The sequence below is a fragment of the Nocardia heshunensis genome, assembly GCF_054782115.1.
Genome location: NZ_BAAGTC010000005.1, coordinates 184,250 through 210,495, shown reverse-complemented (window position 1 = coordinate 210,495; position 26,246 = coordinate 184,250). Strand labels below are relative to the sequence as shown.

General features: G+C 66.5%; 28 protein-coding genes. 12 read left to right on the top strand and 16 right to left on the bottom strand.

What is annotated here, in order from left to right; all coding sequences use genetic code 11:
* Nucleotides 1-64 precede the first annotated feature (64 nt).
* Both ACYVN4_RS19620 and ACYVN4_RS19615 read left to right on the top strand, forming a co-directional pair.
* A complete protein-coding gene (locus ACYVN4_RS19620) occupies nt 65-745 on the top strand; it encodes an SDR family NAD(P)-dependent oxidoreductase (protein ID WP_460723153.1) in 681 nt (226 codons plus the stop codon).
* Between the two features lie 25 nt (nt 746-770).
* Entirely contained in the window at nt 771-1,385 is a 615-nt protein-coding gene (locus tag ACYVN4_RS19615) for an SDR family oxidoreductase (RefSeq protein ID WP_460723152.1), read from the top strand.
* Nucleotides 1,386-1,452: 67 nt separating this feature from the next.
* On the opposite strand, the gene ACYVN4_RS19610 is transcribed toward ACYVN4_RS19615, so the two are convergent.
* The 5 genes from ACYVN4_RS19610 to ACYVN4_RS19590 form a co-directional block, all read right to left on the bottom strand.
* Nucleotides 1,453-1,863 carry a DUF7144 family membrane protein gene (locus ACYVN4_RS19610; RefSeq protein ID WP_460723151.1) on the bottom strand — a complete coding sequence of 137 codons (411 nt, stop codon included), beginning with the start codon at nt 1,861-1,863 and terminating at the stop codon, nt 1,453-1,455.
* Nucleotides 1,864-1,919: 56 nt separating this feature from the next.
* Nucleotides 1,920-3,593 (bottom strand): VWA domain-containing protein, encoded by a 1,674-nt coding sequence (locus ACYVN4_RS19605; protein ID WP_460723150.1) that lies wholly within the window; start codon nt 3,591-3,593, stop codon nt 1,920-1,922.
* 113 nt (nt 3,594-3,706) lie between these two features.
* A complete protein-coding gene (locus ACYVN4_RS19600; protein ID WP_460723148.1) occupies nt 3,707-3,973 on the bottom strand; it encodes a WhiB family transcriptional regulator in 267 nt (88 codons plus the stop codon).
* A 66-nt stretch (nt 3,974-4,039) separates the two neighbouring features.
* Nucleotides 4,040-4,585 carry an HNH endonuclease gene (locus tag ACYVN4_RS19595; RefSeq protein ID WP_460723146.1) on the bottom strand — a complete coding sequence of 182 codons (546 nt, stop codon included), beginning with the start codon at nt 4,583-4,585 and terminating at the stop codon, nt 4,040-4,042.
* 70 nt (nt 4,586-4,655) lie between these two features.
* Entirely contained in the window at nt 4,656-4,781 is a 126-nt protein-coding gene (locus ACYVN4_RS19590; protein WP_460723144.1) for a hypothetical protein, read from the bottom strand.
* A gap of 253 nt (nt 4,782-5,034) precedes the next feature.
* On the opposite strand from ACYVN4_RS19590, the gene ACYVN4_RS19585 reads away from it, so the two are divergent.
* Both ACYVN4_RS19585 and ACYVN4_RS19580 read left to right on the top strand, forming a co-directional pair.
* Nucleotides 5,035-6,000 carry a LysR family transcriptional regulator gene (locus ACYVN4_RS19585; protein WP_460723142.1) on the top strand — a complete coding sequence of 322 codons (966 nt, stop codon included), beginning with the start codon at nt 5,035-5,037 and terminating at the stop codon, nt 5,998-6,000.
* Nucleotides 5,948-6,760, top strand: a complete 813-nt coding sequence (locus ACYVN4_RS19580; RefSeq protein ID WP_460723139.1) for an amidohydrolase family protein — start codon at nt 5,948-5,950, stop codon at nt 6,758-6,760. The genes ACYVN4_RS19585 and ACYVN4_RS19580 overlap by 53 nt, the downstream gene beginning before the upstream one ends.
* Here ACYVN4_RS19580 and ACYVN4_RS19575 read toward each other — a convergent pair whose 3' ends face one another.
* The 5 genes from ACYVN4_RS19575 to ACYVN4_RS19555 are packed head-to-tail and all read right to left on the bottom strand — an operon-like array spanning nt 6,761 to nt 12,036.
* Entirely contained in the window at nt 6,761-7,609 is an 849-nt protein-coding gene (locus ACYVN4_RS19575; RefSeq protein ID WP_460723137.1) for a carbohydrate ABC transporter permease, read from the bottom strand.
* Nucleotides 7,599-8,663 carry a carbohydrate ABC transporter permease gene (locus ACYVN4_RS19570; RefSeq protein ID WP_460723135.1) on the bottom strand — a complete coding sequence of 355 codons (1,065 nt, stop codon included), beginning with the start codon at nt 8,661-8,663 and terminating at the stop codon, nt 7,599-7,601. The genes ACYVN4_RS19575 and ACYVN4_RS19570 overlap by 11 nt, the downstream gene beginning before the upstream one ends.
* A gap of 2 nt (nt 8,664-8,665) precedes the next feature.
* Nucleotides 8,666-9,529, bottom strand: coding sequence for a metallophosphoesterase (locus ACYVN4_RS19565; protein ID WP_460723133.1), 864 nt, complete (start codon nt 9,527-9,529; stop codon nt 8,666-8,668).
* On the bottom strand, nt 9,526-10,896 hold the full coding sequence (locus tag ACYVN4_RS19560; protein WP_460723131.1) for an ABC transporter substrate-binding protein: 1,371 nt from the start codon (nt 10,894-10,896) through the stop codon (nt 9,526-9,528). Before ACYVN4_RS19560 ends, ACYVN4_RS19565 begins: the two co-directional genes overlap by 4 nt.
* 18 nt (nt 10,897-10,914) lie before the next feature.
* Nucleotides 10,915-12,036 carry an ABC transporter ATP-binding protein gene (locus ACYVN4_RS19555; protein WP_460723129.1) on the bottom strand — a complete coding sequence of 374 codons (1,122 nt, stop codon included), beginning with the start codon at nt 12,034-12,036 and terminating at the stop codon, nt 10,915-10,917.
* A gap of 200 nt (nt 12,037-12,236) precedes the next feature.
* Here ACYVN4_RS19555 and ACYVN4_RS19550 point away from each other — a divergent pair, with 200 nt between their 5' ends.
* A complete protein-coding gene (locus tag ACYVN4_RS19550; protein WP_460723127.1) occupies nt 12,237-12,923 on the top strand; it encodes a hypothetical protein in 687 nt (228 codons plus the stop codon).
* 117 nt (nt 12,924-13,040) lie between these two features.
* Here the strand turns inward: ACYVN4_RS19550 and ACYVN4_RS19545 are convergent, their stop codons facing one another.
* Entirely contained in the window at nt 13,041-14,036 is a 996-nt protein-coding gene (locus tag ACYVN4_RS19545) for an amidohydrolase family protein (protein ID WP_460723125.1), read from the bottom strand.
* 55 nt (nt 14,037-14,091) lie between these two features.
* On the opposite strand from ACYVN4_RS19545, the gene ACYVN4_RS19540 reads away from it, so the two are divergent.
* Nucleotides 14,092-14,514, top strand: coding sequence for a MarR family winged helix-turn-helix transcriptional regulator (locus ACYVN4_RS19540; RefSeq protein WP_460723123.1), 423 nt, complete (start codon nt 14,092-14,094; stop codon nt 14,512-14,514).
* A 48-nt stretch (nt 14,515-14,562) separates the two neighbouring features.
* On the opposite strand, the gene ACYVN4_RS19535 is transcribed toward ACYVN4_RS19540, so the two are convergent.
* Nucleotides 14,563-15,144, bottom strand: a complete 582-nt coding sequence (locus tag ACYVN4_RS19535; protein ID WP_460723121.1) for a TetR/AcrR family transcriptional regulator — start codon at nt 15,142-15,144, stop codon at nt 14,563-14,565.
* 158 nt (nt 15,145-15,302) lie between these two features.
* On the opposite strand from ACYVN4_RS19535, the gene ACYVN4_RS19530 reads away from it, so the two are divergent.
* The gene (locus ACYVN4_RS19530; RefSeq protein WP_460723119.1) at nt 15,303-16,469 is read left to right on the top strand and encodes a serine hydrolase domain-containing protein; all 1,167 of its coding nucleotides are present in this window, start codon (nt 15,303-15,305) and stop codon (nt 16,467-16,469) included.
* 164 nt (nt 16,470-16,633) lie between these two features.
* Here the strand turns inward: ACYVN4_RS19530 and ACYVN4_RS19525 are convergent, their stop codons facing one another.
* Nucleotides 16,634-17,020: a winged helix-turn-helix transcriptional regulator gene (locus ACYVN4_RS19525; RefSeq protein WP_460723117.1), complete on the bottom strand. Its 387-nt coding sequence runs from the start codon at nt 17,018-17,020 to the stop codon at nt 16,634-16,636.
* A 153-nt stretch (nt 17,021-17,173) separates the two neighbouring features.
* Here ACYVN4_RS19525 and ACYVN4_RS19520 point away from each other — a divergent pair, with 153 nt between their 5' ends.
* From ACYVN4_RS19520 to ACYVN4_RS19505, 4 genes are all read left to right on the top strand, one after another.
* Nucleotides 17,174-17,902: an alpha/beta fold hydrolase gene (locus ACYVN4_RS19520; RefSeq protein WP_460723115.1), complete on the top strand. Its 729-nt coding sequence runs from the start codon at nt 17,174-17,176 to the stop codon at nt 17,900-17,902.
* 150 nt (nt 17,903-18,052) lie between these two features.
* The gene (locus tag ACYVN4_RS19515; protein WP_460723113.1) at nt 18,053-18,361 is read left to right on the top strand and encodes a type VII secretion target; all 309 of its coding nucleotides are present in this window, start codon (nt 18,053-18,055) and stop codon (nt 18,359-18,361) included.
* 30 nt (nt 18,362-18,391) lie between these two features.
* Nucleotides 18,392-20,686: a WXG100 family type VII secretion target gene (locus tag ACYVN4_RS19510; protein ID WP_460723111.1), complete on the top strand. Its 2,295-nt coding sequence runs from the start codon at nt 18,392-18,394 to the stop codon at nt 20,684-20,686.
* A gap of 40 nt (nt 20,687-20,726) precedes the next feature.
* Nucleotides 20,727-21,452, top strand: a complete 726-nt coding sequence (locus tag ACYVN4_RS19505) for a hypothetical protein (protein WP_460723109.1) — start codon at nt 20,727-20,729, stop codon at nt 21,450-21,452.
* A gap of 302 nt (nt 21,453-21,754) precedes the next feature.
* Here ACYVN4_RS19505 and ACYVN4_RS19500 read toward each other — a convergent pair whose 3' ends face one another.
* On the bottom strand, nt 21,755-22,492 hold the full coding sequence (locus tag ACYVN4_RS19500; RefSeq protein ID WP_460723107.1) for an MHYT domain-containing protein: 738 nt from the start codon (nt 22,490-22,492) through the stop codon (nt 21,755-21,757).
* Nucleotides 22,493-22,616: 124 nt separating this feature from the next.
* A complete protein-coding gene (locus tag ACYVN4_RS19495) occupies nt 22,617-23,066 on the bottom strand; it encodes a DUF4232 domain-containing protein (RefSeq protein WP_460723106.1) in 450 nt (149 codons plus the stop codon).
* Between the two features lie 442 nt (nt 23,067-23,508).
* Between ACYVN4_RS19495 and ACYVN4_RS19490 the strand changes: the two genes are divergently transcribed.
* Nucleotides 23,509-24,711: an FAD-dependent oxidoreductase gene (locus ACYVN4_RS19490; RefSeq protein WP_460723104.1), complete on the top strand. Its 1,203-nt coding sequence runs from the start codon at nt 23,509-23,511 to the stop codon at nt 24,709-24,711.
* Here the strand turns inward: ACYVN4_RS19490 and ACYVN4_RS19485 are convergent, their stop codons facing one another.
* Complete coding sequence (locus tag ACYVN4_RS19485) at nt 24,712-26,205, bottom strand: cytochrome P450 (protein WP_460723101.1); 1,494 nt, start codon at nt 26,203-26,205, stop codon at nt 24,712-24,714.
* Between the last annotated feature and the right edge of the window lie 41 nt (nt 26,206-26,246).

Here is a 26,246-nt window from a genome sequence, read left to right as displayed (position 1 = left end):
CACGCAGGCGCCCGCCGGTTCAGCGACTCGACGACTCGGCGATTCGACGGCAAGATCGATGATCATGAGCGACATCGCGTTGGTCACCGGCGGCAACCGAGGGATCGGCCGCGAAGTATGCAGGCAACTGGTGCAACGCGGCTTCACCGTGTTGCTGGGGGCGCGATCGGAGGAAGCCGGGCAGGCCGCGGCCGCAGCAGTGGGGGCGCTTCCGTTGCTGCTGGACGTCGCCGACGATGCGAGTGTCGTGGCGGCCGCCGCGGCAGTGGCGGACCTGCACGGACGTCTGGACGTCCTGATCAACAGTGCCGCAATCACTTACGACACCTGGCAGCGCGCCGAGACCGCGGACCTGGCGGTCGTGCGTGAGGCCGCGGAAACCAATCTCTACGGCCCTTGGCGGATGGTCCAAGCCTTCCTGCCGTTGCTGCGCAGGAGCTCTCATCCCCGCATCGTGAACGTCTCGAGCGAAGCCGCCTCCCTCACCGGGATGGGCGGCGGGACTCCCGCCTACACCACGACCAAGGTGGCCCTCAACGCGCTGACCCGCATGCTGGCCGCCGAACTGCGCTCCGATCGCATCCTGGTCAACTCGATCTGCCCGGGCTGGGTGGCCACCGACATGGGCGGCCCCGGCGGCCGCCCCGTCGCCGAGGGCGCGGCCGGAATCGTCTGGGCCGCAACGCTGCCCGATTCCGGCCCCACCGGCGGCTTCTTCCGCGACGGCAACCCCCTGCCGTGGTGACGAACATCCGCACCAGAGGAGAGTCATGAAGTACCTGGTCATCGGAGGCACCGGCCGCACCGGCCGCCAAGCCGTCGACCTGCTGCGCGAGGTAGGCCACGAGGTCGTGGTCGGCACCCGCCATCCCCGCGACGACCGGAGCATCGCCGTCGACCTGGCGACCACCCTCGACCCCCGCCTGCTGACCGGCATCGACGGCGTCATCGTCTCGGTCGAGCCGCCCGTGGACGATGCGGCGTCCGACGCGGTCATGCACATCGGGGTAGGCAGGCTCGCCGAACTGGCTGCCGCGCAGAAGGTTCCGATCGTCCTGGTCTCGCAGATCTACATCACCCGCGCCGCCGAACACCCTGACATGGCGGGCATCATCCGGGCCCGCGGCGCCGGTGAACAGGCCCTGCGCAACAGCGGCACCCCCTACGCCATCCTCCGCCCCAGCTGGCTCACCAACTCCCCGGCGACCGGCGTCCGCCTCGAACAGGGCGACCACGGCGACGGCCAGGTCAGCCGCGAAACCGTCGCTCGCACAGCGGTAGCGGCTCTCCTGCACCCCGAATCCCAAGGCAAAACCTTCGAACTGTACGACGCCACCACCGCCGCCGACTGGCCCACCGCGTTCACCGCCCTGACTGCCGATTGATCGGAGCGCCTGCTCGTTGGCAGACGAGCGCCCCAGCGGTCTGGGTGACCGGTGGGGCGCTGGTGGCTTACGCCGTGGCGGGCTTGTAGGTGGCGATGGCCCAGATGACTACGACGTCGAGGGCGATGATGAGCAGGGACCAGGCGGGGTAGTAGGGGATCCAGAGGAAGTTCTCGACGATGGAGAGGGCGGCCAGGAGCATGGCGGCGGTGCGGCCCCAGGTGGTGCCCTTGAGGAGGCCGATGGCCACGCCGATCTCGATGGCGCCGAGGACGATGTGGATCCAGCCCCAACCGGTGGTGTTGAGTTTGTAGATGTAGTCGTAGCCGACGACGAGCAGGTCGTCGGCGGCGACGGCGGAGATGCCCTGCAGGATCGACAGTACGCCGATCACGATCAGCAGGATGCCCGCCGCGATCGAGGTTCCGGCTGCCAAGCCCTGCTTCAAGGTCGCTTCAGGACCAGTACTGTGTGCCATTTGCCGAATATGCCACGGGTTTGCTGTTGAATCGGGAAAGCGGCGGGTTCGTGTTGTCAGGGGGTGGTCAGCGCCTGCGAGACCGCGGTGCCGAACGGGAGATCCGCGGTGGTGCTCACCTTGGTGTAGGTGCCGCCGGTGCGCTGGCTGAGGGTTTGCAGGGTTTGCGTTCCCGCGCCGCCGATCACGACGACGTCGATGCGCACCGGATGGGCCGGGTCGTTGGCGGCCGCGATATCGGCGAGCAGCTGGTCGCCGGTGACATTGGAGTCGTCCTCGGGGCCGTCGGTGATCAGCAGGATCGAATTGGTGCGGGCCGTCGCGTAGTTGGCGAGCGTGTTCTTGTAGGCCGCCTCCAGCGTGGGATAGGTGCGGTCCGGCTTGGAGGGGCTCGCGGTGACGGTGGTGAGTGACTGGCTCAGCGCGGTGCGCTGCGCATCGGTCAGCGGCGCGGTCGGCGTGAGCACCTTGTAGGGGTTGTTGCCGTCGAGGTTCTTGGAGTACTCCCAGACGCCCAGCCCGAAGTCGGGCGGCATCACGCCCATCGTGGACTCCAGTGCCGCAACGGCATTCGCGAGCCGGGTGCCGTAACCCTCGGGCGCGGACATCGAGGAGGAGACGTCGAGCAGCACGGTGGCCTGCACGCCGAGCACCGGGTGGGCGAGGATCCCGGTCACCTTGTCCAGCACGGCCTTCGCCGGGACCGGGGTTGCGGCCGGGGGAGCCGCGCCGAAACCGTTGTCGGTGAACAGTTTCGACTGGTCGGGTGCGCGCAGGAAGTCGGCGAACAGGCTGCCGACCAGGTTCTGGGTCGGGTCGACCCAGGATCCGGTGAGCTGGGCGGCCGGGAAGTCGGCGACGGGTCCGGCGCCGTCGGGACGGAAGGCGGTCAGCCCGTTGCGGGCCCGGATCTGCTGTTCGGTGGCGGCGACCGCGTGTATCGGCGCATTGGGATCGGTGGCGGCGGCCAGGTCGGTGAGAGCGCCTGCGACATCCTTGGCCGCCGGTGCGCCCGCGGCCAGCAGCGAGACGGCGGAGATGACCTGCCCGGTGGCGACCGCCTTGTCATCGAGCGGGTCGGTGCCCGACACCCCCGAGCCGACCGCGGTCGCGATGGCGAGGGAGGCGTCACCGGACGGCATGGCCAGGCGCAGCTTGCCCCACGGCGCGAGGCCGATGTCGGCGAGCGAACCCTGTTGCAGCTTCGGCAGATCCGCCCAGTGCACCTTGCCGGTCTCCAGTGCGGCGCGCAGCGCATCGGGTACGGCCAGGGAGATGGGGCTGACCGCGATGGGCGCGGGGGTTCCGGCGATCAGACCCGGCACCCGCATCTGCTCGACCGACCGGGACGATTCCGGGATCCAGAGCGCGGGCTGCGGACCCAGCGCGGGATCCCATGGCTTGTTCGCGGTGAACGCCGCGACCATCGCCGCCGACGGCTGCGCGGTCACGTTCACCTGCGCGCAGTGGTCGCGGACGTGCGGTTTGGTGGCATTGAACCGGTCGGCCGCCGCCTTCACCGGGGTGAGAATGTCCGGATCGACCGTCACATTCAAGGCGGCGGTGCCCTCCACACAGGAGGCGGCCGCGCGACTGTCGCGCTCCTTGGACCGATCCGACAACCAAGCCCAGCCGACAACGGCCAGCGCTAGCACGATCACCGCGGCAATTGCGATAACTGGTCCCTTGCTGACACCTCGTGACCCGCCCGCGGCGCGATGAGTACCCACGATCGACCAGTCTATGTTGACGACCAGATAGCCACCTGTTCCAGGCGGTTACGCGCAATCCGACCGGCACGAAAACGGCGGCGACCCCTGGAGGAGGTCGCCGCCGCATCCGGTCAATCGCGGATCAGCTTGCCGCGGTCGTACTCGTGCCCGCCCCAGACGCCGGACTGGCCGGTGCGGGAGGCGAAGGCGCCGCATTCGCGGCGGATCGGGCATCCGGTGCAGATGCCGCGGGCGTAGTCGAAGTCCTGCGAGGGGTACGGGAACCACGCTTCGTGGTTCGGGTCACCCTTGCAGGCGGCGTGCTGCCAGTAGTCCTTCGAGTCGGAGATGGGGAGCAGATCAGCCAGGGTCTGCTCCCGAAGTGCAGTGTTCGTCATCGGATCTCGCTCCTTTCATGTCCGATCACGCGTGATGGATGACTTCTGTTCAATCGATGGGGGAGTTCACGAAGCGGCCAGTTCCTTCCAGACCTGACGCTGCGCGCGCTCTCTGTCATTGGGCGCCTTGGGCTCCCACAGCAGGGGCATCCCGGCCTCCTCCGGAGTCCGGTCCGCCTTGGTCGAATTGCAGGGACCGCACGCGGCGATGAGGTTGGCCCAGGTATTGGGCCCACCGCGGGAACGCGGGCGGATGTGGTCGACGGTGCGAGCCCAGCCGTTGCAGTAACCGCAGCGGTAGCGGTCACGGCGCAGGATCGCGGGCAGGGTGGCGCGGCTGTTGTCGTCGTGCACGAGGATCCGGTGCTCGAGGTAGATGTAGCGCTCGAGCCGGATGGTCTCCGGCAGCATCAGTTCCAGGTGCTTCGAACGGATCGGGAAGTGCGGCTGCCGGTCGGTGACGGTCGCGGCGGCACCGCTGAGCAGCAGCACCACGGCGCGGTCGGCACGGATCGTGGTCAGCGCCTCGTAGGAGGCATTGAGCAGCAGCACTCCCGCGTGTATCCAGTTGTCGGTGGTTATCTCCGGGTCTTCGGCATGACGGAACAGCATGGGGGTCACCATGTTTCATACTGGGCTGTTTCAATGAACAGAATCGAACAGAGGAAGAGAAGGGCGGGCTTTACGCGCGGGCCTGGAGACGGCCGATGGACCGGTCATCGCTGCGCAGGCTGCGCTTGCCGATGCGCACGAGTAGGGTGCGCTGTCCCATCGAACTCGGATGCTGTTCGGGGACCGTCGGATTCATTGCCGTCTCCTCCTTCCTGCTGGTCACGACCGGCAAACGGTCGGCTGATCTCGGTGAAACATATGGTGGCACAACGCTGGTGCCGTACGCGACGGGATTAATCTCGCCCCCGGCCCCGGAGTCCCGCCGGCGTGCGGAGTCGGAGCGCTGGTTGTACAACGAAGGCCATCGAGGATTTGTTCCGGGGTGCGCCGGAATTCATCACCGGTTATTCGCCGTGGCTAGCGTGGTTGTTACCCGGAAGGAGGCGGTCATGGAGTTGCGGCATCTGGTCTCGTTCATCACGCTCGCCGAGGAACTGCACTTCGGGCGGGCGGCGCAGCGTTTGCATCTGACGCAGCCGAGTCTGAGCGCACAGTTGCAGAAGCTGGAGAAATCGATCGGGGTGACGCTGGTCGCACGCAATTCCCATGAGGTGCGGCTCACTCCGGCCGGGCGCGAATTCGAGGTGCAGGCACGGCAGATCGTCGCGCAGCTCGACCGGGCGGCACGGTCGGCGCGGGCACTGGCCGAGGGGCGGGTCGGGACGGTGAATGTCGGCTACAACCTGCCCGCGAGCCGCCACGTGCTGCCCGACACGCTGCATCGGATGGCGGAGCGGTATCCCGATATCGAGGTGTCGCTGTGGGAGAAGCGGACCGGTCCGCAGTTGACGGCGCTGACGGAGGGCGCGCTGGATGTGGCCATGGTGTACGGGCATCCGAGCACCCCGGAATTCCGGTATCGGCGGCTGCTGCACCGGGTGCCGCTGGTGGCGGTGGTGGGCAAGCGGCATCGATGGGCGGATCGGGCGGGCGTGCCGTTCGCGGAACTGCAGGGGCAGGAGTGTGTGCTGTTCGCGCGCGAGCAGTGTCCGGCCATGTACGACAACATCTTCCGGGCGGCGGCGCAGACCCGGATCGCGTTGAACGTCACCCAGTATGCCGATGATCCGGGGGCGACCGCGCACATGGTGTCGGTGCGGCCGCTGGTCGGGTTCGCTTCGCTGCCGCGCGCCATCTCGATGGGGATGGGTGGTCCGGGCAGTATGTCGGTTGCGGTGAAAATCGTGGATCCGGTGCCCACACTGGATCTGTACGCGGTGTGGCGCAGCGAGGAGACCAATCCGGCGGTGACCGCGTTCCTGGAATGTCTGGACGGTCCGGACAGCGAAGGGGCAGTCAACTATGACGATCGACGTCTGGGCACAGCATCCGACGGGTCGCTTTCTCGAGCGTGACATCTTCGACTCGCTGCGGCGGTGGACGGGGAATGTCATTCCGAGCGACGAGATTCCGCTGAAGGCGACGCTGGCCGCCATGGACGCGGGCGGGGTGGATCGGGCGCTGCTGTCGGCGTGGTGTGCGCCGGAGGGGGTGCTCATCTCCAATGACGAAGTGGCGCAGTGGGTCGCGCAGGAGCCGGAGCGGCTGATCGGGATCGCCTCGGTGGATCTGCGGCGGCCGATGCAGTCGGTGCGGGAATTGCGCGGGCGGGTGCGGGACGAGGGGTTCAAGGGGTTGCGGGTGCTGCCGTGGCTGTGGGAGGTGCCGCCGACGGACGCGCGGTTCTATCCGCTGTATGCGGCGTGCGTGGATCTGGGGATTCCGTTCTGCACGCAGGTCGGGCACACCGGGCCGTTGCGGCCGTCGGAGCCGGGGCGGCCGATTCCCTACATCGACCGGATTGCACTGGACTTCCCGGAGTTGACGATCGTGTGCGGGCATATCGGTTACCCCTGGACGCAGGAGATGATCGCGGTCGCGCGCAAGCATCCGAATGTCGTCATCGATACCTCCGCGTACACGACCAAACGGATTCCGGCGGAACTGGTGTCGTACATGAAGACCGGCAGTGGGCGGCGGAAGGTGTTGTTCGGCACCAACTATCCGATGATCCTGCCGCAGCATGCTCTCGACGGGCTCGACAAGCTGGGGTTGGATGCCGAGACGACGGAGCTGTATCTGGAAGGCAATGCGCGACGGGTGTTCGGGCTGTGATCATTTGAGGCCCGAGCGGACGAAGGCGTTCACGATGTGGCGCTGCAGCAGCAGGTAGAGCACCAGCACCGGCAGGCACGCCAGGCCGGCCACGGCCATCATGGGACCCCACTGGTCGCCCTCGGTTCCCATGAAACTGCGCAGACCCAGCTGCAGGACGGCATTGGAGCGGCGCAGAACCACTGCGGGCCAGAAGTATTCGTTCCACTCGTTGATGAACAGCAGGATGCCCAGGGCCGCCAGCGCCGGGCGCAGGTTGGGGACCACGACCGTCCACAGGATCGACCAGGAGGAGCGGCCGTCGATGCGGGCGGCGGCGATGAGCTCCTTGGGGAACGCGGCCAGATGCTGGCGCAGCAGCAGGATCGCCAGCGCCGAGCACAGGGTCGGCAGCACCACGCCGACCAGGGTGTCGAGCAGGCCGAGACGGGTCAGCAGGATGTAGTTGGGCAGCATGGTGACCTGGAAGGGGACCAACCAGGTGCCGACGAACGCCAGGTACAGCAGTCGTTGCAGCGGGAAGGTGTAGACGGCGAAGGCGTAGGCGGCCAGCAGTGCGATGAGCAGCTGGCCGATCGCCGAGAGTGCCGCGACCACAAAGGTATTGGCGATCAGGCCGGGGATGTCGACCTCGTGCGCGGCGTCGGAGAAGTTGCGCAGCGACAGCGGCCAGGGGATGGGGGACAGGGAGGCGACGTCCTCGGGGCGGCGCAGGGCGGTGGCGAAGAGCCAGTAGATCGGGAAGACACAGACGAGCGCGGTGGCGGTGAGGAGCACCCGGCTGCCCACGTCGCCGAGACGATCGCTCAGGGACGAACGCACGTGATGCGGCGGGGCGTCAGTCGTCATGGAAGGCAACCTTTTCCGAGATCCAGACCAGCAAGGCGGCCACCGAGCCGAAGCCGACGAACAGCAGGATGCCCGCGGCGGCGCTGAGCCCGGCATCGAAGGTGTGGAAGCCGTACTCCCACAGCAGGTAATAGATGTTCGTGGTGGACTGCGCGGGACCGCCCTGGGTCATGGTGTCGATGAGCGGGAAAGTGAGGGTGGGGGAGAGCAGCACGGTGGTCAGCACCAGGAACAGCAGGGTTGGCGACAAGAGTGGCAACGTGATCCACCGGCGGATCTGCCCCGGCGACGCACCGTCCACCCGGGCCGCCTCGTCGTAATCACCACTGATACCGGCCAATCCGGCCCACACCACCAACGTCGCGAACCCCAGCAACTGCCAGCCGGTTACCCCGATGATGACGGCGTGGGCGGTACCGGCGTCATAAACCCAGTTGCGATCCGACCCCAGGAGGCGATCCATGAATCCCGTGCGTGGATGCAGCAGCCACCGCCACACCGCGGCGGCGGCGACCGGCGCGATGAGAAACGGCGCGAAAATCAGTGCGTGATAGAGGGTCCGGGCTCGCGGCCGAACCCGTCGGCTGGCCAGTGCGATCAGCACCGGCAGCCCGACGGTGAACGGCAGCAGTCCGACGATGAGGACCCCGGTCCGCCCCAGCGAGGACCAGAACGCCGGAAGATGCACGAGCCGCTCATAATTCGCCCCACCCACCGACCGCATCGGCGAGGTCGGCAGCAGATTCCAGGACAGCGTCGACAATTGCGCCGCCTGCACCAACGGCTGATACGTCCACACCACCAGCAGGAACAAGGCGGGCGCGAGATACAGGTACGGGACCGCCTTGCGGCCCAGGCGGCGCAGCAGGCGACGGCCCAAAAGGCGCTCGGGGCCGCGATGATTCGGCTGCGGCTCGGGGTCATGACCGTCCGGAAACTGCTCGAGGCCGGCAACGGTGTTCGTCCTCGCCGAGGTCGGCTCACCCGGAGCCGAATTCGGTTCCTGCCGGACGGGTTCGGGCGGGTCGCTCTGTGCGGTGGCGAGGACGAACATCGTTACCTCTGTTCCGCGGCGAGGGCTTCGAGGCGTTCTTGGACCTCGTTCTCGGATTTGTCGTAGAGGCGGGTTGTGGGGGTGGTCTCGACCGCGGTGGCGATGATGGCCGTCTCCAGGACATCGATGCGGGTGAAACCCGATCCGGCGAGGCCGTATTGGCGGCCGCTGGGTGCCATGGCGTCAATGCGGTAGGCGAGGGCCGGGCCGACCCAGACCGGGATGGATGCGCAGGCGGAGGCGGCGGTCATGTGGTTGTGGCCGCACAGGATCATGCGGACGTCGGTGCCGGAGAGGACCGCGGCGAGCTCATCGGCATTGCGTAGCTTGAGGTATTCGGCGGCGGGGATGGCCGAGGGGAGGGGCGGGTGATGCAGGACCAGTAGGCTGCCGCGGGGTGCGGGGTCGCGGAGTTGATCGGCCAGCCAGGTCAGTTGCTCGGCTTCCAGGTAGCCGTCGTGGCGTCCGGGGGTGGTGGAGTCCAGGCCGATGATGCGCAGGCCGTCGACGTCGAGGACCTGGTCGTACGGTGCGATGGCGGCGGAATCGGGGCTGCGGCCGAACAATTCGATGCCGAAGGATGCGCGCTCGTCGTGGTTGCCCATGACGTAGAGCACCTGCGCGCCGAGTTCGGCGGCGACCGGCTCCACGGCGGCGCGCAGACGCTGGTATGCCTCGGGAGCAGCCGTGTCGGCCAGGTCGCCGGAGAGGATGAGGGCGTCGATGCGGCGGCCGCCGGTGCGCAGCTTGTCGAGGATGTGGGTCAGTACGGCGTGGGTGTCGACCGCGCCGAGGACGTGTTCGCCCTTGGGGCGCAGGTGGGTATCGGTGATCTGGACCAGGGTCAGGTCGGTCGTGGGAGTCATGACGCGGGAAGGAGTTTGGCGCCTTCGGCGCGGGCGGCGGTCAGCGTGGACTGGGGATCCTTGCCCTGGAAGACGATGGATTCGACGGCGTCCATCATGCCGTCGCGGATCTGCAGATAGTCGTTGCCGGGCAGGGAGACCCAGGGTTCCATGGTGGCCAGTTGCGCGACATTCGGTGCCAGCAGCGGGTTTTCGGCGGCCCAGGAGCCGAGGACGGCCGGGTCGGTCATCATTTCCGAGCGCAGCGGCAGGTAGCCGATGTTCTGGGAGATCTTGACGTAGGACTGCTCACTGGTGAGGTACTTGATCAGCTCCCAGGCGGCACGCTGCTTGGCCGGATCGCTGGTCAGGATGTGCAGGCCCGCACCGGAATTGGTGGGGACGGCGGGCTTGTCGCCGTAGCGGGGCATGGGGGCCGCACGCAGATCCCACTTGTCCTTGGCGCCGGTCACGAACGTGCCCTGGATAGCACTGGTTTCCAGGATCATGCCGACCTCGCCGCGGGCGAAGGCTTCATAACCCTGCTTCTGCGCGAGCTTGGGCATGGCTCCGGTGGTGACCAGGTCTTGCGCGAGCTTGGTGACCTCGACGGCCGGGGCGTCGGCGTAGGTCAGGCTGCGGCGGTCCTCCGAGATGACGCGGCCGCCATCGGAGCGGACCAGGGACTGGAAGCACCAGTCCTTCGCCGACTTGGTGAGGCAGTCGATGTAGACGCCACCCTGACCGGTCTTGGCGTTGATGGCCTTGGCGTCGTCGGCGACCTGCTGCCAGGTCACCGGCGGCTTGGCCGGGTCGAGTCCGGCGGCGTTGAAAAGGCTTGCGTTGTAGTACAAGACAGGGGTGGAGAAGACGAACGGGACGCCGTAGGTGTGGCCGTCCCAGTCGTCGAGGGTGCGGGCGCGCGGGTGATAGTGGAAGCGGGTGCCGTCGAAGTTCGCCTGCACGGCCTGCTTGCCGAACAACTCGTCGAGGGGTTTCGCCTGCAACTGGTGGATGGTGAAATCCAGGTCGCTGAAACCCAATTGGGCGATATCCGGCGGGTGACCGGCCACCATCTGGTTCTGGATGCTGGAGATGGTGTCCGTCGCCGGGTTCGGGCTGTTGCCCTGCGGCTTCTGCGCGGTGACCTTGATATTCGGGAACTTCTTGGTGAAGCCGTCGATCAGGGTGTTGAAAGTGTCGGTCCAGGCGCCCGCGAGACCGTAGTTGTAGGACTCGAAAACGATCGAAACCTTCTGGTCGGGAGCCAATTCCGGGACCTGGCCGGCGGAGGCGGGGCTGTCGGTGACGGTGCCGCCCAGACCGCAACTGGACAGGGCCAGGGCGGCGGCGAACACCAGGCCCAGTCGGGGCACGGTGCGTTTCACGGGAATTCTCCTCGGGGGTCAGGCGACGGACACGGCCGCGTCGTCGCGGAACTCGGGGGTGATTTCAGGCTCCTGCCAGACGAGGCGGCGACCGGAATCGGGGTCGAAAAGGTGAATGTCGTTGGGGGCGAAACGAAGTCGCAGATCATCACCGGCTCGCACACCGGTGGGGCGGGCGGCGCGGACGCAGCATCCGGCGGTGTCCAGGTGGATGAGTTCCTCGCTGCCGAGGTTCTCCACCATGCTCACGCGGCCGCGCACCGCGGTGGCGTCGGCGTCGATGCGCAGGCGTTCGGGGCGAATTCCGGCGAGAACTGTGGTGCCGGAATGGGATTCGGCGTCGATGCCCAGTGGCACGTCGATTCCCTCCGCTTGCACCCGCAGGCCGCCGTCACGCGAAACCACTTCGGCCGGAAACAGATTCATGGGCGGCGCGCCCAGGAATCCGGCGACGAAGGCGGTGCTGGGCCGGTCGTAGAGATCTTCGGGGGTGCCGACCTGTTCGACGCGGCCGGCGTTGAGCAGGGCGATGCGGGTCGCCATGGTCATGGCCTCCACCTGATCGTGGGTCACGTACAGGAAGGTCGCGCCCAGGCGGCGGTGCAGGGCGATGAGTTCGGCGCGGGTGGCGCTGCGCAGTTTGGCGTCCAGATTCGACAGCGGTTCGTCCATGAGGAACGCGCCCGGATCGCGAACCATGGCGCGCGCCAACGCGACTCGCTGCCGCTGACCGCCCGACAGCGCGGCCGGGCGGCGGTTGAGCAACGCTGACAGCTCCAGGGTGGCCGCGACTTCCGCGACCCGAGCCGCGATCTCCGCGCGCCGGTGACGTCTACTGCGCAGCGGGAAGCCGATGTTCTTCGCGACCGTCAGATGCGGGTACAGGGCATAGCTCTGGAAGACCATGGCCAGGTTGCGCTGCTGCGGTGCGGAGTCGGTGATATCGATGCCGTCCAGCAAGATTCGGCCGTCGCTGGGTTCCTCCAGGCCCGCGATCATGCGCAGCAGGGTGGATTTGCCGCAGCCGCTCGGGCCGAGCAGCACCAGGAATTCGCCATCGGCGATGTCGAGGCTCACCTCGCGCACCGCGTGGTCGGGGCCGAATCGTTTCGACACCGCATCGATCTGCAGCCGGGCCACTGCTCTCCTTCCGCCGGACTGAGCTCAGTCTCGGCGGGGGAGCGGGGTCGATGGCGTGGCGATCGGCAATGCCTATCGCACGAATCGAGAACCGCGCGTGGCCGCGCTCGCGGCGAGGGCGTCGGACACGGTGATCGCGACGCCCGGCGATCAGCGGGCGATCATCCCACCGGATCGAAAGAATCAGGCAGAAAACCAGGATGAGGAAAACCGCCGCAGCATCCGTGCTGCTCACCGCGTCGCTGAGCCTCGGTGCCGCAGTCACCGGCCCGGCGAGCGCCGACACCCCCGCCCCCGTGAACTACACCGCCGACTCCACCGACACCGCCGCCATCATCCGCACCGACGCGGGCTCGCTCAGCGTCGAGAACGGCGTCTTCAAGATCAAGGCGGCCGACGGCACCACCCTGGCGGGCACCGAATTGTCCTTCCGCGTCGACGATTTCGTCTTCCCCATCGCCGCCGACATCGCCGGCCACACCGCCACCCTCACCCCCCAATTCGACGAAACCCACGCCGTCTACCAGCCGGTCGCCCTGCCCTACGAGGACCAGGCCCCCTGGAAGACCCCCTACGACCGCGAACAGGCCGCCTGGGGCCGCCTCCGCGACACCATCTCCGTGGGCGCCGCCCTCGGCACCCTGGTCGGCGGCCTCGGCGGCGCTGCCCTCGGCTGCGTGATCGGCGGCGTCGTATTCGCCGCCGCCACAGCCCCTCTCGCCACCATGTTCGGCATCGGCCCCGTCGCAGGCTGCCTCATCGGCGCCTCCACCGTCGGCTTCATGGGCACCATCGCCGGCCAACTCTTCGTCACCGCCCCCATCGCGATAGCCGCCGCCATCCAATACTTCACCACCATCAACCAGCCTTTCACCCCCGCCAAGTAGGGGTGAGAGACCCGGCGACCCGCTCGCCCGGGGGACACGACCCCGTCCGGATCCGATGATCCGGGCGGGGTCTTCGTCGTTGGGTCGGAGTGGCAGGCGGCAGTGCGGAATTCTCCTTCATGCCAGCCGATCTCGGCCCGCCGACGTGGTCGGGACCGCGTCCGGGGCAATCGCGCGGGCGGCCGCGTTCGGGAACAGGCCGGCGAAGGTGGCGCTGAGTTGCTCTTGCGCGGCGCGGTCGAGGGTGGTGCGGAGGTTTTCGGACGTCGCGGCGATCGTCGCGGCGCCTGCCGGTGGATAGTCGGTGCCGAACACCAGGTGGTCCACGCCCACCATCTCGAGGGCGGGAACGATGTCGGCGGGCCCTCCGCCGATTGCGGTGTCCAGATAGAGGCTGCGGAGTTGTTCGGTCAATTGCCCGGAGGTCAGCTCCAGCGGGTTGGCGACCCAGGACTCGCCTGCGAGCAGGGCGATGCGGTTCTGCAGGGCCGGGAGTACGCCGCCGGCGTGGGCGAGGACGAACCGGAGGTTCGGGTATCGCAGCAGCACTCCGGCGAAGATGGCGTCGACGATGGTGCGGGCAGTGTCCATGGGGTACTCGATCAGCGGGCCGGGTCGGCCGAGCCCCAATCGGTCGAAGCCCGGTGGCAGCGCGGGGTGCACGAACACTGGCAGCCGATGTCGGTCGAGTTCGGCGAATACCGCGTCGAAACGGTTGTTGCCGAAATACGCGCCGCCGTAATTGGTTGCGAGAGCGAACCCGTCGGCGTGCAGATGTTCGGTCGCATACCGGATCTCGGCGACGGCACGGTCGGGCTCGGACATCGGTAGTGCAGCCAGCAGCCCGAACCGATCGCGATGCGCCGCCACTACACCGGCGGCATACTCGTTCCACCTCCTCGCCGGTTCCGCATCCAGTGCGCCCGGCATCGACAGCAATTGCAACCCGATGCCCTGCTCGTCCATGAAGCGCAGCGCCCCCTCGACACTCCAACCAGCACCCGGGACGCTGCCGGCGAAACCTTCGTCCTTCATCAGGGCCTGGGCTGCCGCCTGGGATGCGGCATCGATTCCCGACACGACCGCATGCGCATGCACATCGAATCGTTGCATGATCACTCCGATACTTTGCACTTGTTAATTATTGACACCTGATAACATACTCCGCATGGTGACGGATGGTCCGGTGCTCGATTTCCTCGAGGTGCTGTATCGGGTGAATCGGCTGATCGTCGATGACGCCCGCCAGCACATTGCCGAGGTCTCGGATCTGGACGTAAGCGAGTTCATGGTGCTGCGCGCCGCCTCCCAGGCAGCGATCTCACCGGCGGAACTGACGCAGCAACTGAGCACTCACCCGAGCGCGACCAGCCGCACCATCACCCGCCTCGTGCGCGCCGGCCTGCTACAGCGCTCCAGCGCCGCGTCCGATGCACGGCGCTTGACGGTGACCCCGACCGACGAAGGACTTCGGATCGCCGAGCTGATCGCAGGGCGTATTCGACCGGAACTGCGTCGGCGTCTCGATTCCATTGGGCCGCAACGCGTCACCGAACTTCTCGACACACTGCACGCCTTCCTCGGCGACTAGCTGCGCTTCGAAACCTGACAACCCGGTCAACCGTCACGCGAACACGGTTCACGGTCGTACGGTGCCGGGCTCACGGGCGGGCAGGCCACGCAATAGCGTGTCGAGGAACAGGTCGAATCTCGGTACAGCTGCGCCGAGGTGAAGGGGATTCTCGGTTGCCGCCAGCCAGCCGACGATACAGGTCATGAAGATCTGCCAGCTGTGCTCGGCCATCTCGTCGGTGACGCCAGACCGGCGAAGAACGGCGCCGACCCCACCTTTGAGCCGGTCGAGGGCGTGTGCGTTGTGCTCGTGTGGCCGGGACAGGCGCGTGGCATAGCCTGGCAGGGCAAGGAATTCGTCATGCATCGCCCACGCGAGCCGGGCGAGCCAGGTTCGCCATTCCAGGTCCCCGGCGTCGGCCCGCAGCAGGATTCGCTCGACGACGACCTCGCTGAGGAGATCGAAGAGCTCGTCGCGGTTCTTGACCCACCGGTAGAGCGCGCTGTGGCCGACGCCGAGGCGAGCCGCGAGCTCGCGCATGGTCAGCGTGTCGATGTTGTCGGCCAGCGACACCGCTTCGACGATCTTGTCCCGGCTGATTTGGGCGGGACGGCCCGGACGTCGCCGCTCGGCCACTTCGTCGGTCATGAATCAGACGATAGCCAGGACGCGGCACCGTCGTGGGCCGCCATGTGCGACAAACGCCGGCACCAGCACCCCGCCACTATTAGTGACCAATGGTCACTAATCGGTTAGGCTTGGTCGTGCTCGACAGATCGGCCGTCACCGAGACAGCAGGAGGCACCATGAGAGAACCAACCGAGGACACGGTCGGCATCCAAGGCGCGGTCGCGCCGGGATTCGAGGCTGTGCGCGAGCAGTTCGCCGCACTGCTGGCCGCGGAGGGTAGCGAACTCGACGTCCAAGTGGCGGCCTATCACCGCGGGGAAAAGGTGGTCGACCTGTGGGCCGGGCCGGATACGAGCGCCGACTCGATCATGGGGATCTATTCGGCGAGCAAGGGAGTCACCCACCTGGTGGTGGCGCTGCTGGTCCAGGACGGCGTGATGGACCTGGACCAGAAGGTAAGCCACTACTGGCCTGGGTTCGCGGTCGAGGGCAAACAGGACCTCCTGGTGCGCGAATTACTCGCCCACCAGGCCGGTCTGGTCGGTGCCACGCACGGGTTCACGATGGAGGAACTTGCCGACGACCAGCTCGTGGCCGAACGACTAGGCGCGCAGCGCGCGTTCTGGCGACCAGGCAGGGCAACTGGATACCACGCGTTGGTGATGGCCGCGCTGAGTGCAGAACTCGTGCGCCGCGCCACCGGCCGCACCGCCCAGGAACACTTCGCCACACGACTTCAGGCTCCGCTGAAGCTCGACCTGCACCTGGGCCTGCCCGCGAGCCAGGACGACCGGTTCCTCAGCGCGCAACCGATGACCGCGACCCCGGAACGGCTGCGCGAACTCGCCGCGACCGCGGCCTCCCCGGACAGTCTCAGCGGCATCGCCTTCAACCGCCACCATCCGCGCAACCGGGAGGTGTGGGAACTGCCCAACCTTGCGGTCGTCCGCTCCCGCGGACCAGCCTCGTTCGGGGGCATCGGCACCGCCCGCAGCCTCGCCAAGCTGTACTCGGCGCTCGTGTCACCGGTCGACGGCGTCGACCCACTGCTCGAACCGGCCACCGCGTCGTCGTTCGGCCAGATCCAGTCCAACGGCTTCGACTTGGTCCTGCAACAGCCCAAGTCATGGGCAGTCGGATTCCACGCGTCGTCGGAGATCTACCCGGTCCTCGGTGCCGGCGCGTTCGGCCACAGCGGAGCAGGCGGACAACAGGCGTTGGTCGACCCACGCCACGAGCTGTCCTACGCCTTCCTCCGCCGCCGCTTCCTGCTCCCCCGTCAAGCCGATGCCGACCACCTGCGACTGCTGTGTGCGCTCGTCACTGCCGCGCGACAGGCCTGATCGCTCGCGCCGGCCGAGGACATCTCCCAGCGGATCGACATGCTCACCCTGGCGACCCACCGCATCATCAGCGGCGACGCCCCGCGGACATAGCGCCCGGCCCCGGCTGACATCGATCGGTAGGTCGCGACGACGTGTTCTTCATCCGGGCGTCCGCCGTGAGGCTAGGTGCCGGGTTCGGTGCGGGTATCGAATTGTGCTCGGGCGGCGTCGATGTCGGGCACGTGCGCGATGCTCCACTCCAGCAGTGGCAATGTCGCGGTGCGCAGGCTCGTGCCCATCGGGGTGAGGGCGTAGCTGACGTGGGGCGGCATGACGCTGCGCACGGTGCGGGTCAGGATGCCGTCGCGTTCCAGGGTGCGCAGGGTGACGGTGAGCATGCGCTGACTGATGCCGTCGATATCGCGTTTGAGTTCGGTGAAGCGACGAGATCCCTGGCTGAGGTGGCGTACGACCAGCAGCGACCATTTGTCGCCCACGATGTCGAGGACTTCCCGTGTCCGGCACGCGTCGCCCGCGCTCTGCGGCAACTCGCCGGGCTCGACGTTCATGGTTACCTCCGGGGAACCGAGGCACACGAATGTGCCGTATTGCCCGATTCGGATCGAGCGCACCACACTGGCAGTGGTTCCTGAAGTGTACCGAGGCATCAAAAGTAACCGGCTCGGCTGGGGCGCCTCGGCACAGATCGACAAGGGGTGAACATGTCTGTATTTCTGCTGGTCCACGGCGCTTGGCACAGTGGCCGATGCTGGGATCGAGTGGTCCCACTACTGGAGGCGGCCGGGCATCGGGTGTACGCGCCCTCGCTGAGCGGCTACGGCGACAAGGCACATCTGCTCGGACCCGACGTGGGCCTGGACACCCACGTCGCCGACATCGTCGAGCTGATCAAGGACGAGGATCTCACCGACGTCGTCCTGGTGGGACACAGCTATGCGGGCCTGGTCATCTCTTCGGTGGCCAACGAGATTCCGCAACGGATCACGCACTTGGTCTATCTCGACGCGATGGTCCCGCGCGACGGCGAGACCGCCGTCGATGTCCAACCCTTCACCCAGCAGCTGATCGACGCCGCCGCCGACACCGGCATCGGCTGGCGGATCCCGCCGCTACCCGAACTCCCGGCGCCGTTGGGCCTGTTCGGAGTCACCGACCCGGCCGACATCGCGTGGATGCGCACGATGCTGTCGGATCATCCGGTGCGCTGCCTGCAACAACCGGTCCACCTCGACAACCAGGCGGCAGACGCCGTGGCGCGCACGCACATTCACTGCGTCGGCGCGAAACCGCAGGGCATCGCCAGACGGCCGGTCGCAGCGATCCAGCCCAACGGTTCTCCCGCACGGGTCCGGGAGTTGCCGACCGGGCACGACTGCATGATCACCATGCCCGTCGAACTCGGCGAGCTGCTCCTGGAAGCTGCCCGCTAGAACACATCGATCTCCAGAGCCCGGGCATCGTATTGCGTTCGTTCCGTCTGTGGGCGATGGCCGTGGCAATGCCGATTCCTCCGCACCAGCCGATATAGTGCCTGTGCGGTAGCTGGGAGTGGGATTTCGGCCGGTAAGGGGGCCTGAACGATGAAAGTAACGCCACAATCGCTGGTCGACGCGGCAACTCAATTGGGGCGAGCCGGAGAAGATATCAACGACACCGAGCGAGTACCTCACCTGGGAGCAGCTCGGGGGGTCGACGGTGTCAGCGGTTCCGCCATCGCTGCCGCGCTGGCGACAGCGGACGACGCGAGTACCCAGGCCAAGAAGGTCCTGCATATCCGCTACGACGCGATGGCCAACCTATTGTTCAACGCCGCCAAGACATATCACGACAGCGACGTGGAGGTGGCCGAAGCCCTGCACGGTCTCGGCGACCTGAACTCGGTGCGGTAGCCGATGCCGACACCCACGTTGTCCCAGGTCATGCGGTGGAATCTGCAAGCGCTTGCCGACATCGCCACCGATTGCGGCACGATCGTGACCGCGGTCGATGCGACCGCGGAGAGTATGAATCGGACCATCCACAATCTGGACTGGTCGGGCCTGGCGGCGAACGCGGCCACCGACCGAGCCGATCGTGAACGCACCCAGGTTCGTACCCTTGCCGGCGCGTACGACCAGCTCGGGAATGCCTGCAGGCAAGCCTTCGACAGCATGGACCACGTAGTCACGGATATCCGGACCGGCGTCGGTCTTCTGCACAAAGACGGATTCACCGTCGGCGAAGACTTCACCGTCAAGCACGTCGATGCCGCGGAGGCCGAGCGAGCGGCCAACGAGACGGCGCGTCTACAAGGTCTGGCCACCACCCTCGGCGCCGACGACGACAAGTTCGCCGCCGCGATGAGCAAAGCAATCGGCGATCTTCGAACATTCGCACCCGAGTCGGCGGTCGCCTCCATCCTCGCTGCTCATCTGGACAAATCCCCATTTGCGGAATTGACCCCCGACCGTGCACGAAAGGATCTTGCGGACTGGCGCGATGGGACGGCGAGCCCCGAAGCGCTGGCTCGACTGCGCCTGGCCACCGACCTGGCCGATGAGGACCGCACCGACCTCGCCGGTGGCAAGACGGCCGCCCTCCCGCAATACGGTTATCTCGGTGGGCTCATGGACGGCATGAAGGATATGGGTGTCCAGGACATCGCCGGCATCGGCTCGAAACTCGCCGGCGGCCAACGCGATGCGGTGACCGGCGGCATCGCCGACGCACTGCGCATCATCTCCGACCCGAATGTCCACGCCGCCACCGTCGACGGTGCCCCGATCGACGGAACCCACGGCGGAATGGCGGCCCTTCCGACCTCCGTTCAAAGCCTCCTCACCGATAAACTGGTCCGCGAAGGCCCTTGGGGCGGAGCATATTTCGGACGCTCGGCCGATATGGAGGCCCTGACCCGTTTGCTGGGCAATGGCGACCAGGGCGTGGCCCAAGGCTCGGACCTGAACCGGGGTTTGATCAAACAGGCATCCGAAATCGCCGGAGCCACCAAGGATCCGCGGCTCACGACGACACGGCAGGACGGCACCAGCCTCGACTCGAACACCATCACGATCCGGTCCGCCGGAGACATCGTGAGCAATATCCTCGATGTCGCGAAGAGTGACCACATCGCCGTGCACGACGCCCTGACGGGCCAAAACATGGATGTGACAGTCAATTCGGGACATCACTACGACCCGACCGACCACATCGGCAATCTCCTCGACCGCTACTACGTCGGCCACGACAAGGGTGTCGTCTCCTTCATCGAGGCAGCCGGTCAGGATGCCGCGTCCACCAACCAGTTCCAGAAGGTTCAGGCGGGCGAATCGGCGCACGCCCTCGCGCAGTACCTCGGCGACCACAAGGGCAAGCTCTTCAGCCTGAGCGGCTCGCAGGGGCCGCTCGGTGATTTCCCGAAAAGTTCTCTCGGCGAGGCCAACCCGGAAATCGCGAGGGCGCTGAGCCACACCATCGGAAACTACATTCCGAGCATGGTCGGATTCGACGGCGGCCTGAATACCGGCGGATTCGATCCGCTTTCGAGCAGGCAGGCTCGGAATGTCTTCGCGGTAATCGACACCGATCATGATGCGGCTGTCTACTTCAACAAGGCCGCCTATTCGGCGGTAGGGCAACTGGACTACGAGTTCGGGCTGGGTGGGGCAAAAGAGCTGGAGCTCGGTGAGTTCGCTTCCCGCATAGACTGGGCCGCGCAGTACGGGATGGATGACGCTCTCGGCGGTGATTTCGACAAGACAAAGTTCAAGGAAGGTACCGGGGCCTTCTTCGACTCGTTGAAGCCGCTGGTGAAAGCGGGCATCGAAGAGTTGCCCGGTGCCAAGTTCACGAAGTTGCTGACGCAGGGGCTCGATGCCGGGTGGTCCGAGGGGAAGGTGCAGTTGCAGCGGCAGTTGGTCGAGATGGCACTGCCGGGTGGTTATGGCGGGGCGGCCGATCCGCATACCTCGGGGGCAAGTCAGTACTGGAACATCCTCCGAGGACTGACCGATAGCCCGGAGCGCGCGAGCGTACTTGCCGATCCCTCGCTGCAGCCGTACCTGACGCCGGATGGCGGAGTCAAGTCGTTCGATGCGATCGGTGGGTCGAATCCGGTGGGCTTGTACCCCAGGTTCAAGCGAGACCTGCTGAACAGTGCGGTGATCGGTCAAGGTCTCACGAAGTATGACGATCTGTGGCAGCAGGCTACCAATCCAACTCGATCGAACTGGTGAGGCAACGAGAATGCGTCGAGGTGCTGTTCTTGCTCTTGGTGTGATCGCCGCATTGGTTGCTTTTGCGCTGCCCGGCTGCTCTCGTGGTGACAGTGGGGCAACGAAATATTCACTGCCTGAAGGAATTCGGTACAACTATGTGTGGTCGGCGAGTGATGGTTTCGCACTGACCTCGCCCGAAGTTGTTGTCGCGCGAGCATTCTTCGAGTCGTGGGATATTTCGATGCAGGCGGGGACCGGTGCTGCCTATCCTGGGTATGAAGCGAAACTGTCATCGCTTATTCGTTCCCCGGACAACACCATGCCTGCATCGCTCTTCTACTACGACAGCCCGAAACAGATGGTGACTGCGTACGGGACCTATTACTGGCGGGTCATGGACGTCGAGCCGAAGAACGATGTTCGGCGCATCACGGTGTGCTCCTGGGACAACGGTCTCAGCTACCCCAAGGGCGACCGCTATACGACCAGTGACGGTGCCGCGAGCTTGATTCCTCGAGCTGACTGGATCGAGTTGCGGGTGCCGACAAACGCTGGCGCACAACAAACGTCAGTGGGTGCGGGGCCAGCGCGGTACCCCTCGACGGATGTCTTCGGCGGCTGGAGCTTCAATGCCGTCGGACGCGCCGATCAACAATTCGTCGACCGGTGTTCGGCGTCGCCGGAGAACCCTGTTCCTGCGGAGCTGCGGACCACTACTCCCCAAACATTGGACCAGCCACTTCCTGCGCTGCCACCGGTGCCCGGCTGGCCGGCTGGAGTCTGAACTCGACCGTGCCTGGGTCGAGCAGCCTACCCAGCCTCGCGCTATCTGAAAGATGAATCATTCGGATGGCTCCGACGTCAATGTGCTGTCCTACAGCCCCGTCCACCTGGACATAACACCTCTGCGGACGTCGAACGTCACCTGCGCACCGCCGTTGGCCGCAGAGTTTTCATCCCGCGCGACCATCGCCGCCGGACCTGCTTCCGTGATGTGCGGGGTTCTCGCCCCACCGCAACAATGCACCTTGGACGTGATGAAATCCCAAGCGGCCCATTGGAACTCGCGGCCTTGGTCTGGTCGGCTCACCCTTCTGACTTGCTGCGCTCATCGACTTCGGCCAGACCCACGACCAGCATCAGTGTCATGGTGACCACGATGACCGTGACGAACAGCGGCGTTACCAACTGCACTGCCTGTGAGCCTTCCGGCGGCGACATGTCTTCGGACATGTGGGCCTGCATCGCCGATATTCCGGTGTAGTGCATCCCGCACACCGCCAGCCCCATGACGAGCGCGGCGCCGAAGCTTGCGCGCAGGCCGCGAACTGTGACGGCGAACCACAGTGCTGCCGTCGCCGCCACCACCGCGATGACGAAAGACAGTGCTACCAAAGGGAATCGGTATTCGATGTGCGCGGTGGCGTGCATCGCGTACATGCCCAGGTAGTGCATGACGGCTACGCCTGTCCCTGTCACCAGCCCGCCGAGTGGGAGGGCGACCGCCTTGCGTGTGCCGCGCACGGCGATCGACAACCCGATCCACACCACCACAATCGACATCGCCGCGCTGAGCAGTGTCACCACGCCGTCATATCGAATAGTGGCGCCGTGAATGGAGAACCCGAGCATGGCGGTGAAATGCATGACCCAGATGCCTGCTCCGCCGAGCGCCACTGCTCCCGTGGCGAGCCACGCGTCCGGTTTCGGGGACGTCCGCGCATGGGCGGCGCACCGCAGCCCCAACATCGATCCGATGACCGACATCGCGTACGCCAGTGTCGGTGTGACCCACCCATGGCTGAATTGATCGAGCTCGAGCACGCTCGCTCCCCCCGGAGTTCGAGATGACTGCCCCCTGCAGTCGACTGAAACTAGTTCATGGCCGTACCTTTCGCACGTCGATGCTCGAACTCACAGGTTCGTGTCTGCCGGATCGACCGGCTGTCTACTGGGTGATGGCGTGGACGTTGACCGAGCAGGGGTGCATCACACCGGTTTCCACCTCTTGCATGGCGGTCATATCGGGTGGGGTGACTTTGAGGGTGTGGGAGACGGCGCAGGGGTGGCCGTTGTCGTTGATGAGGTTTTCGACGATGGCGTGGGCGGGCTGGCCGGGTTTGATGGTGATCTGCTGCGGGCCGGGCAGGCTGTGGTCGGGGTTGGTGCTGTAGGCGGCGCTGGCGTCGAGGCGGTAGGCGTGCACCCACTTGTCGCCGGGGGCCCACATGTCGACGCCGGGGTAGCCGTTCAGCCAGCACGGGGTGTCGCCGGTCAGTTCGAAGATCAGTCGGGTGCCGGTGTAGTTCAAGGTCGTGGGCGGCATGTCTTCGGCGCGGACTCGAATCTGGCCGTTCGCGCATTCCGAGATCGGTGCGACGGTCGGTGTCGGAGGCACGGTCGTATCGCCGCCGGAATCCGATCCGCCGCCGGAAATCGGTTGCGCGGGAGTGGTGCTGGGGGTCGGTGCGCTGCTGGGAGTCGGCGCAACGCTCGGGGCGGGCGCGTTGCTCGCAATCGGAACCGAGGTCGGCCCCGGTGAAACCGGCTGCGCCCCGTTTCCTTGGTCGTTGCACCCGGCGGTCAGCAGGACCACGGTGCCGGCCAGTACTGCGGCAAACGTTGAAACAACCACTCTCACTGCGGGTTTCCCATCGAACGTCGAAACAACAAGATCGAGAGGTGAATCCGCGCAGGGGCAGGAAACGTTAACGGACGCGGAATAGCCGACCCTGCGTCAACTTGCAGTTGACGAATGGCTTCGAGTCAACTACTAGTTGACGATGTGGTGATGGTTCGTGGATGGCCTTCGCCGACAACACATCGATCCAGGAGTCGCAATGGAAGCTTTCGAGAGCGCTGCACATCAGAATTCCGAGGCATCGGGCCGGAGGGCACTGATCGTCGGTGCCGGGATCGCCGGTCTGGCTGCCGCGTTGCGACTGCATCAGCAAGGCTGGGACGTGGTCGTACTCGAACGCGCGCCGAGTCGACGCAGTAGCGGTTACCTGCTGAACCTGCACGGACCCGGATATGCCGCCGCCGAGCGGCTCGGGCTGATCCCGGAGCTCTCCAAGCGTGATATCGGGTTCTTCACGTCGGTACTCGTGCACGCGGATGGCCGCGAAAAGTTCAGGCTCCCATCCGATGTCACCGAGGCTGCGGTGGGGAAAAGGGCGCTGACCTTGTTCCGTGGCGACTTGGAGTCGGTGCTGTACGACGCCGTCGCCGACTTCGCCGATATCCGTTTCGGGACCACGCCGCAGGCGATCGTCCAGACCCCCGGGCGAGTCGAAGTCACCCTCGGCGACGGCACCCGTTTGCACGCCGAACTTCTCGTCGGCGCCGACGGTGTGCACTCCCGAGTTCGCGAACTCGTCTTCGGCCCCGAGCCCGAATATTTCGTGGACCTGGGCCACATGGTCGGCGCATTCCCGCTGCACACTGTTCCCGAACAGATCCCCGAAGGCATCGGCGCCACCCACATCGCCCCCGGCCGCACCGCAGCGGTCATGAACCTCGGTCCACAACGCTCCTCGGCGTTCTTCACCTACCGCTGCCCCGACCCGGCCGCGGAACTGAGCCTCGGCGCCGAATCCGCCCTCACCCGAGCCTTCGGCGACCTAGACGGCGGCGTCGCCGAAGCCCTCCGTCAACTCGACCCCGCCACCGCTTATTTCGACTCGGTCGGCCAGATCGTGATGGACCGCTGGAGTCGCGACCGAGTCGTCCTCCTCGGCGACGCAGCCTGGTGCGTCACGGTATTCGCCGGCTACGGCGCCGCTCTCGCCCTGGACGGCGCCGACCGCCTCGGCACCACACTGGCGGCACACGACGCCGACCTCCCCGCCGCCCTCGCCACCTGGGAAACATCCCTGCGCCCCGAAGTAGCCAAACGACAAGCCCTGGCCCGCAAAGGAATCAGCCGCTTCGCCCCACCCACCCGCACCCACGTCTGGGCCGCCGAACTAGCCCTCCGCGCCATCCAACTCCCCGGCCTCCGCACCCTGGTCCGCCGCTCCATCCAACGCGCCAACAACTGATCAGTGCGCTCGGGTGGGGGTTCTGGGCGTTATGTGCATGGGGAGGGGGCCTTTGGGGCCGCCGGTGAAGGAGAACTGGGGGTGGATGGGGGTTTTGGTGGCGAGGGTGAGGGTCAGGGATTGGGCGAGGGTGGCCAGGGCGAGGGTGGCTTCGGTGTTGGCGAAGGTGTGGGCTACGCACATGCGTTTGCCGGCGCCGAAGGGGAGGGCGGAGTGGCGTTGGGTGGGGGTGAGGGTGTTGGGGAGGAAGCGGGTGGGGTTGAAGGCGGTGGGGTCGGGCCAGATTTCGGGGTGGTGGTGGAGGGCGTGGAGGCTGATGGAGACGGTGGTGCCGGCGGGGATGGGGTAGTCGCCGAGGAGGTCGGAGGATTTCGCTACGCGGGCGAGGCCGGCGATGGGTGGGTAGAGGCGCATGGTTTCGGCGACAATGGCTTTCGTCCAGGGGAGGTGGTCGAGGTCGGCGGGGGTGGGGGTGCGGCCGGCGAGGACCTCGTCGAGTTCGGTGTGGAGGCGGTCGCGGACTTCGTGGTGTTCGGCGAGGAGTTTCCAGGTCCAGGCCAGGGTGGTGGCGGTGGTTTCCATGCCTGCGCCGAGGAATGTCATCAGCTCGTCGTGGATTTCGGCGTCGGTGTAGCGGTGGCCGGTTTCTGGGTCGCGGGCCTCCATGAGCAGGGCGAGCAGATTGTCGCCTCGGGTGATCACACCGTTGCGGTGGTCGGCGATGAGACGGTCGACGATGTCCTCCACGTGCCGCAGGTCGGTCATCATGCGGGGTGCGAGGATCCAGCTGGTCGCACGTAGAACAGCGGGTGGCAGACCGCGGCGGTGGGTGAGGTCGGCGATCGTGCGCAGCGGGCGGGAGGTTCCGCTGACGAAGCCGACGCCGAAGAAGCGCAGCATCCGCGACAATGTCACCTCTGCCATCGGCCCGCTCAGATCGACCCCGAACATGGTGCGGGCCACCACATCCAGCGTGAGCCGGTTCATTTCCGCGCTCACATCCACGGGTGTGCCGTCGGCGCCGAGCGCGGCCAGCCGCTGCGCGCAGTCGCGGGCCGCGTCGGTGATCGGACCCGCGAGCGTGGCGATATTGCGCTTGCTGAACACCGGCGCGACCAGGCGTCGATTCCGTTGCCAGCGTTGCTCGTCGAGCTCGGTGACCAGCCCCCGCCCGAATGCTACGGCCAGCATCTCGTACTCCGCGCTCTTGGGATAGTTGTCCTGATTGGTGACCAGCACGTGCCGCGCCAGCTCCGGGCTGCGCACGAGCACGAAGCGCAGCAAGGGCATTCGTGCCACCATGATGTCGTCCTGGCCGGGGAGCAGCGTGCCGTAGTACTCGGCGATGGTGCTGTCCCGCATGCGCGGTATCACCCCGGCCGCGAGCTTCCAGGACTGCCACCACGACACCCGCGTGCGGTGCCAGCGCAGCGGCGCGGGCTGCCAGCGGGGCGGATAGAGGGTCGAATCGGGTGTGACCGAAGTGGTCGTCATGGCGAATCCCCTTGTTCGCGTGGCCTTTTGTTGCAGCGTAG

Coding starts and splice junctions, on each gene's coding strand:
- ACYVN4_RS19620 (WP_460723153.1), top strand. CDS start 65: ATGAGCGACATCGCGTTGGTCACCGGCGGCAACCGAGGGATCGGCCGC.
- ACYVN4_RS19615 (WP_460723152.1), top strand. CDS start 771: ATGAAGTACCTGGTCATCGGAGGCACCGGCCGCACCGGCCGCCAAGCC.
- ACYVN4_RS19610 (WP_460723151.1), bottom strand. CDS start 1,863: ATGGCACACAGTACTGGTCCTGAAGCGACCTTGAAGCAGGGCTTGGCA.
- ACYVN4_RS19600 (WP_460723148.1), bottom strand. CDS start 3,973: ATGACGAACACTGCACTTCGGGAGCAGACCCTGGCTGATCTGCTCCCC.
- ACYVN4_RS19595 (WP_460723146.1), bottom strand. CDS start 4,585: ATGCTGTTCCGTCATGCCGAAGACCCGGAGATAACCACCGACAACTGG.
- ACYVN4_RS19590 (WP_460723144.1), bottom strand. CDS start 4,781: ATGAATCCGACGGTCCCCGAACAGCATCCGAGTTCGATGGGACAGCGC.
- ACYVN4_RS19585 (WP_460723142.1), top strand. CDS start 5,035: ATGGAGTTGCGGCATCTGGTCTCGTTCATCACGCTCGCCGAGGAACTG.
- ACYVN4_RS19580 (WP_460723139.1), top strand. CDS start 5,948: ATGACGATCGACGTCTGGGCACAGCATCCGACGGGTCGCTTTCTCGAG.
- ACYVN4_RS19575 (WP_460723137.1), bottom strand. CDS start 7,609: ATGACGACTGACGCCCCGCCGCATCACGTGCGTTCGTCCCTGAGCGAT.
- ACYVN4_RS19570 (WP_460723135.1), bottom strand. CDS start 8,663: ATGTTCGTCCTCGCCACCGCACAGAGCGACCCGCCCGAACCCGTCCGG.
- ACYVN4_RS19565 (WP_460723133.1), bottom strand. CDS start 9,529: ATGACTCCCACGACCGACCTGACCCTGGTCCAGATCACCGATACCCAC.
- ACYVN4_RS19550 (WP_460723127.1), top strand. CDS start 12,237: ATGAGGAAAACCGCCGCAGCATCCGTGCTGCTCACCGCGTCGCTGAGC.
- ACYVN4_RS19545 (WP_460723125.1), bottom strand. CDS start 14,036: ATGCAACGATTCGATGTGCATGCGCATGCGGTCGTGTCGGGAATCGAT.
- ACYVN4_RS19540 (WP_460723123.1), top strand. CDS start 14,092: ATGGTGACGGATGGTCCGGTGCTCGATTTCCTCGAGGTGCTGTATCGG.
- ACYVN4_RS19535 (WP_460723121.1), bottom strand. CDS start 15,144: ATGACCGACGAAGTGGCCGAGCGGCGACGTCCGGGCCGTCCCGCCCAA.
- ACYVN4_RS19530 (WP_460723119.1), top strand. CDS start 15,303: ATGAGAGAACCAACCGAGGACACGGTCGGCATCCAAGGCGCGGTCGCG.
- ACYVN4_RS19525 (WP_460723117.1), bottom strand. CDS start 17,020: ATGAACGTCGAGCCCGGCGAGTTGCCGCAGAGCGCGGGCGACGCGTGC.
- ACYVN4_RS19520 (WP_460723115.1), top strand. CDS start 17,174: ATGTCTGTATTTCTGCTGGTCCACGGCGCTTGGCACAGTGGCCGATGC.
- ACYVN4_RS19515 (WP_460723113.1), top strand. CDS start 18,053: ATGAAAGTAACGCCACAATCGCTGGTCGACGCGGCAACTCAATTGGGG.
- ACYVN4_RS19510 (WP_460723111.1), top strand. CDS start 18,392: ATGCGGTGGAATCTGCAAGCGCTTGCCGACATCGCCACCGATTGCGGC.
- ACYVN4_RS19490 (WP_460723104.1), top strand. CDS start 23,509: ATGGAAGCTTTCGAGAGCGCTGCACATCAGAATTCCGAGGCATCGGGC.
- ACYVN4_RS19485 (WP_460723101.1), bottom strand. CDS start 26,205: ATGACGACCACTTCGGTCACACCCGATTCGACCCTCTATCCGCCCCGC.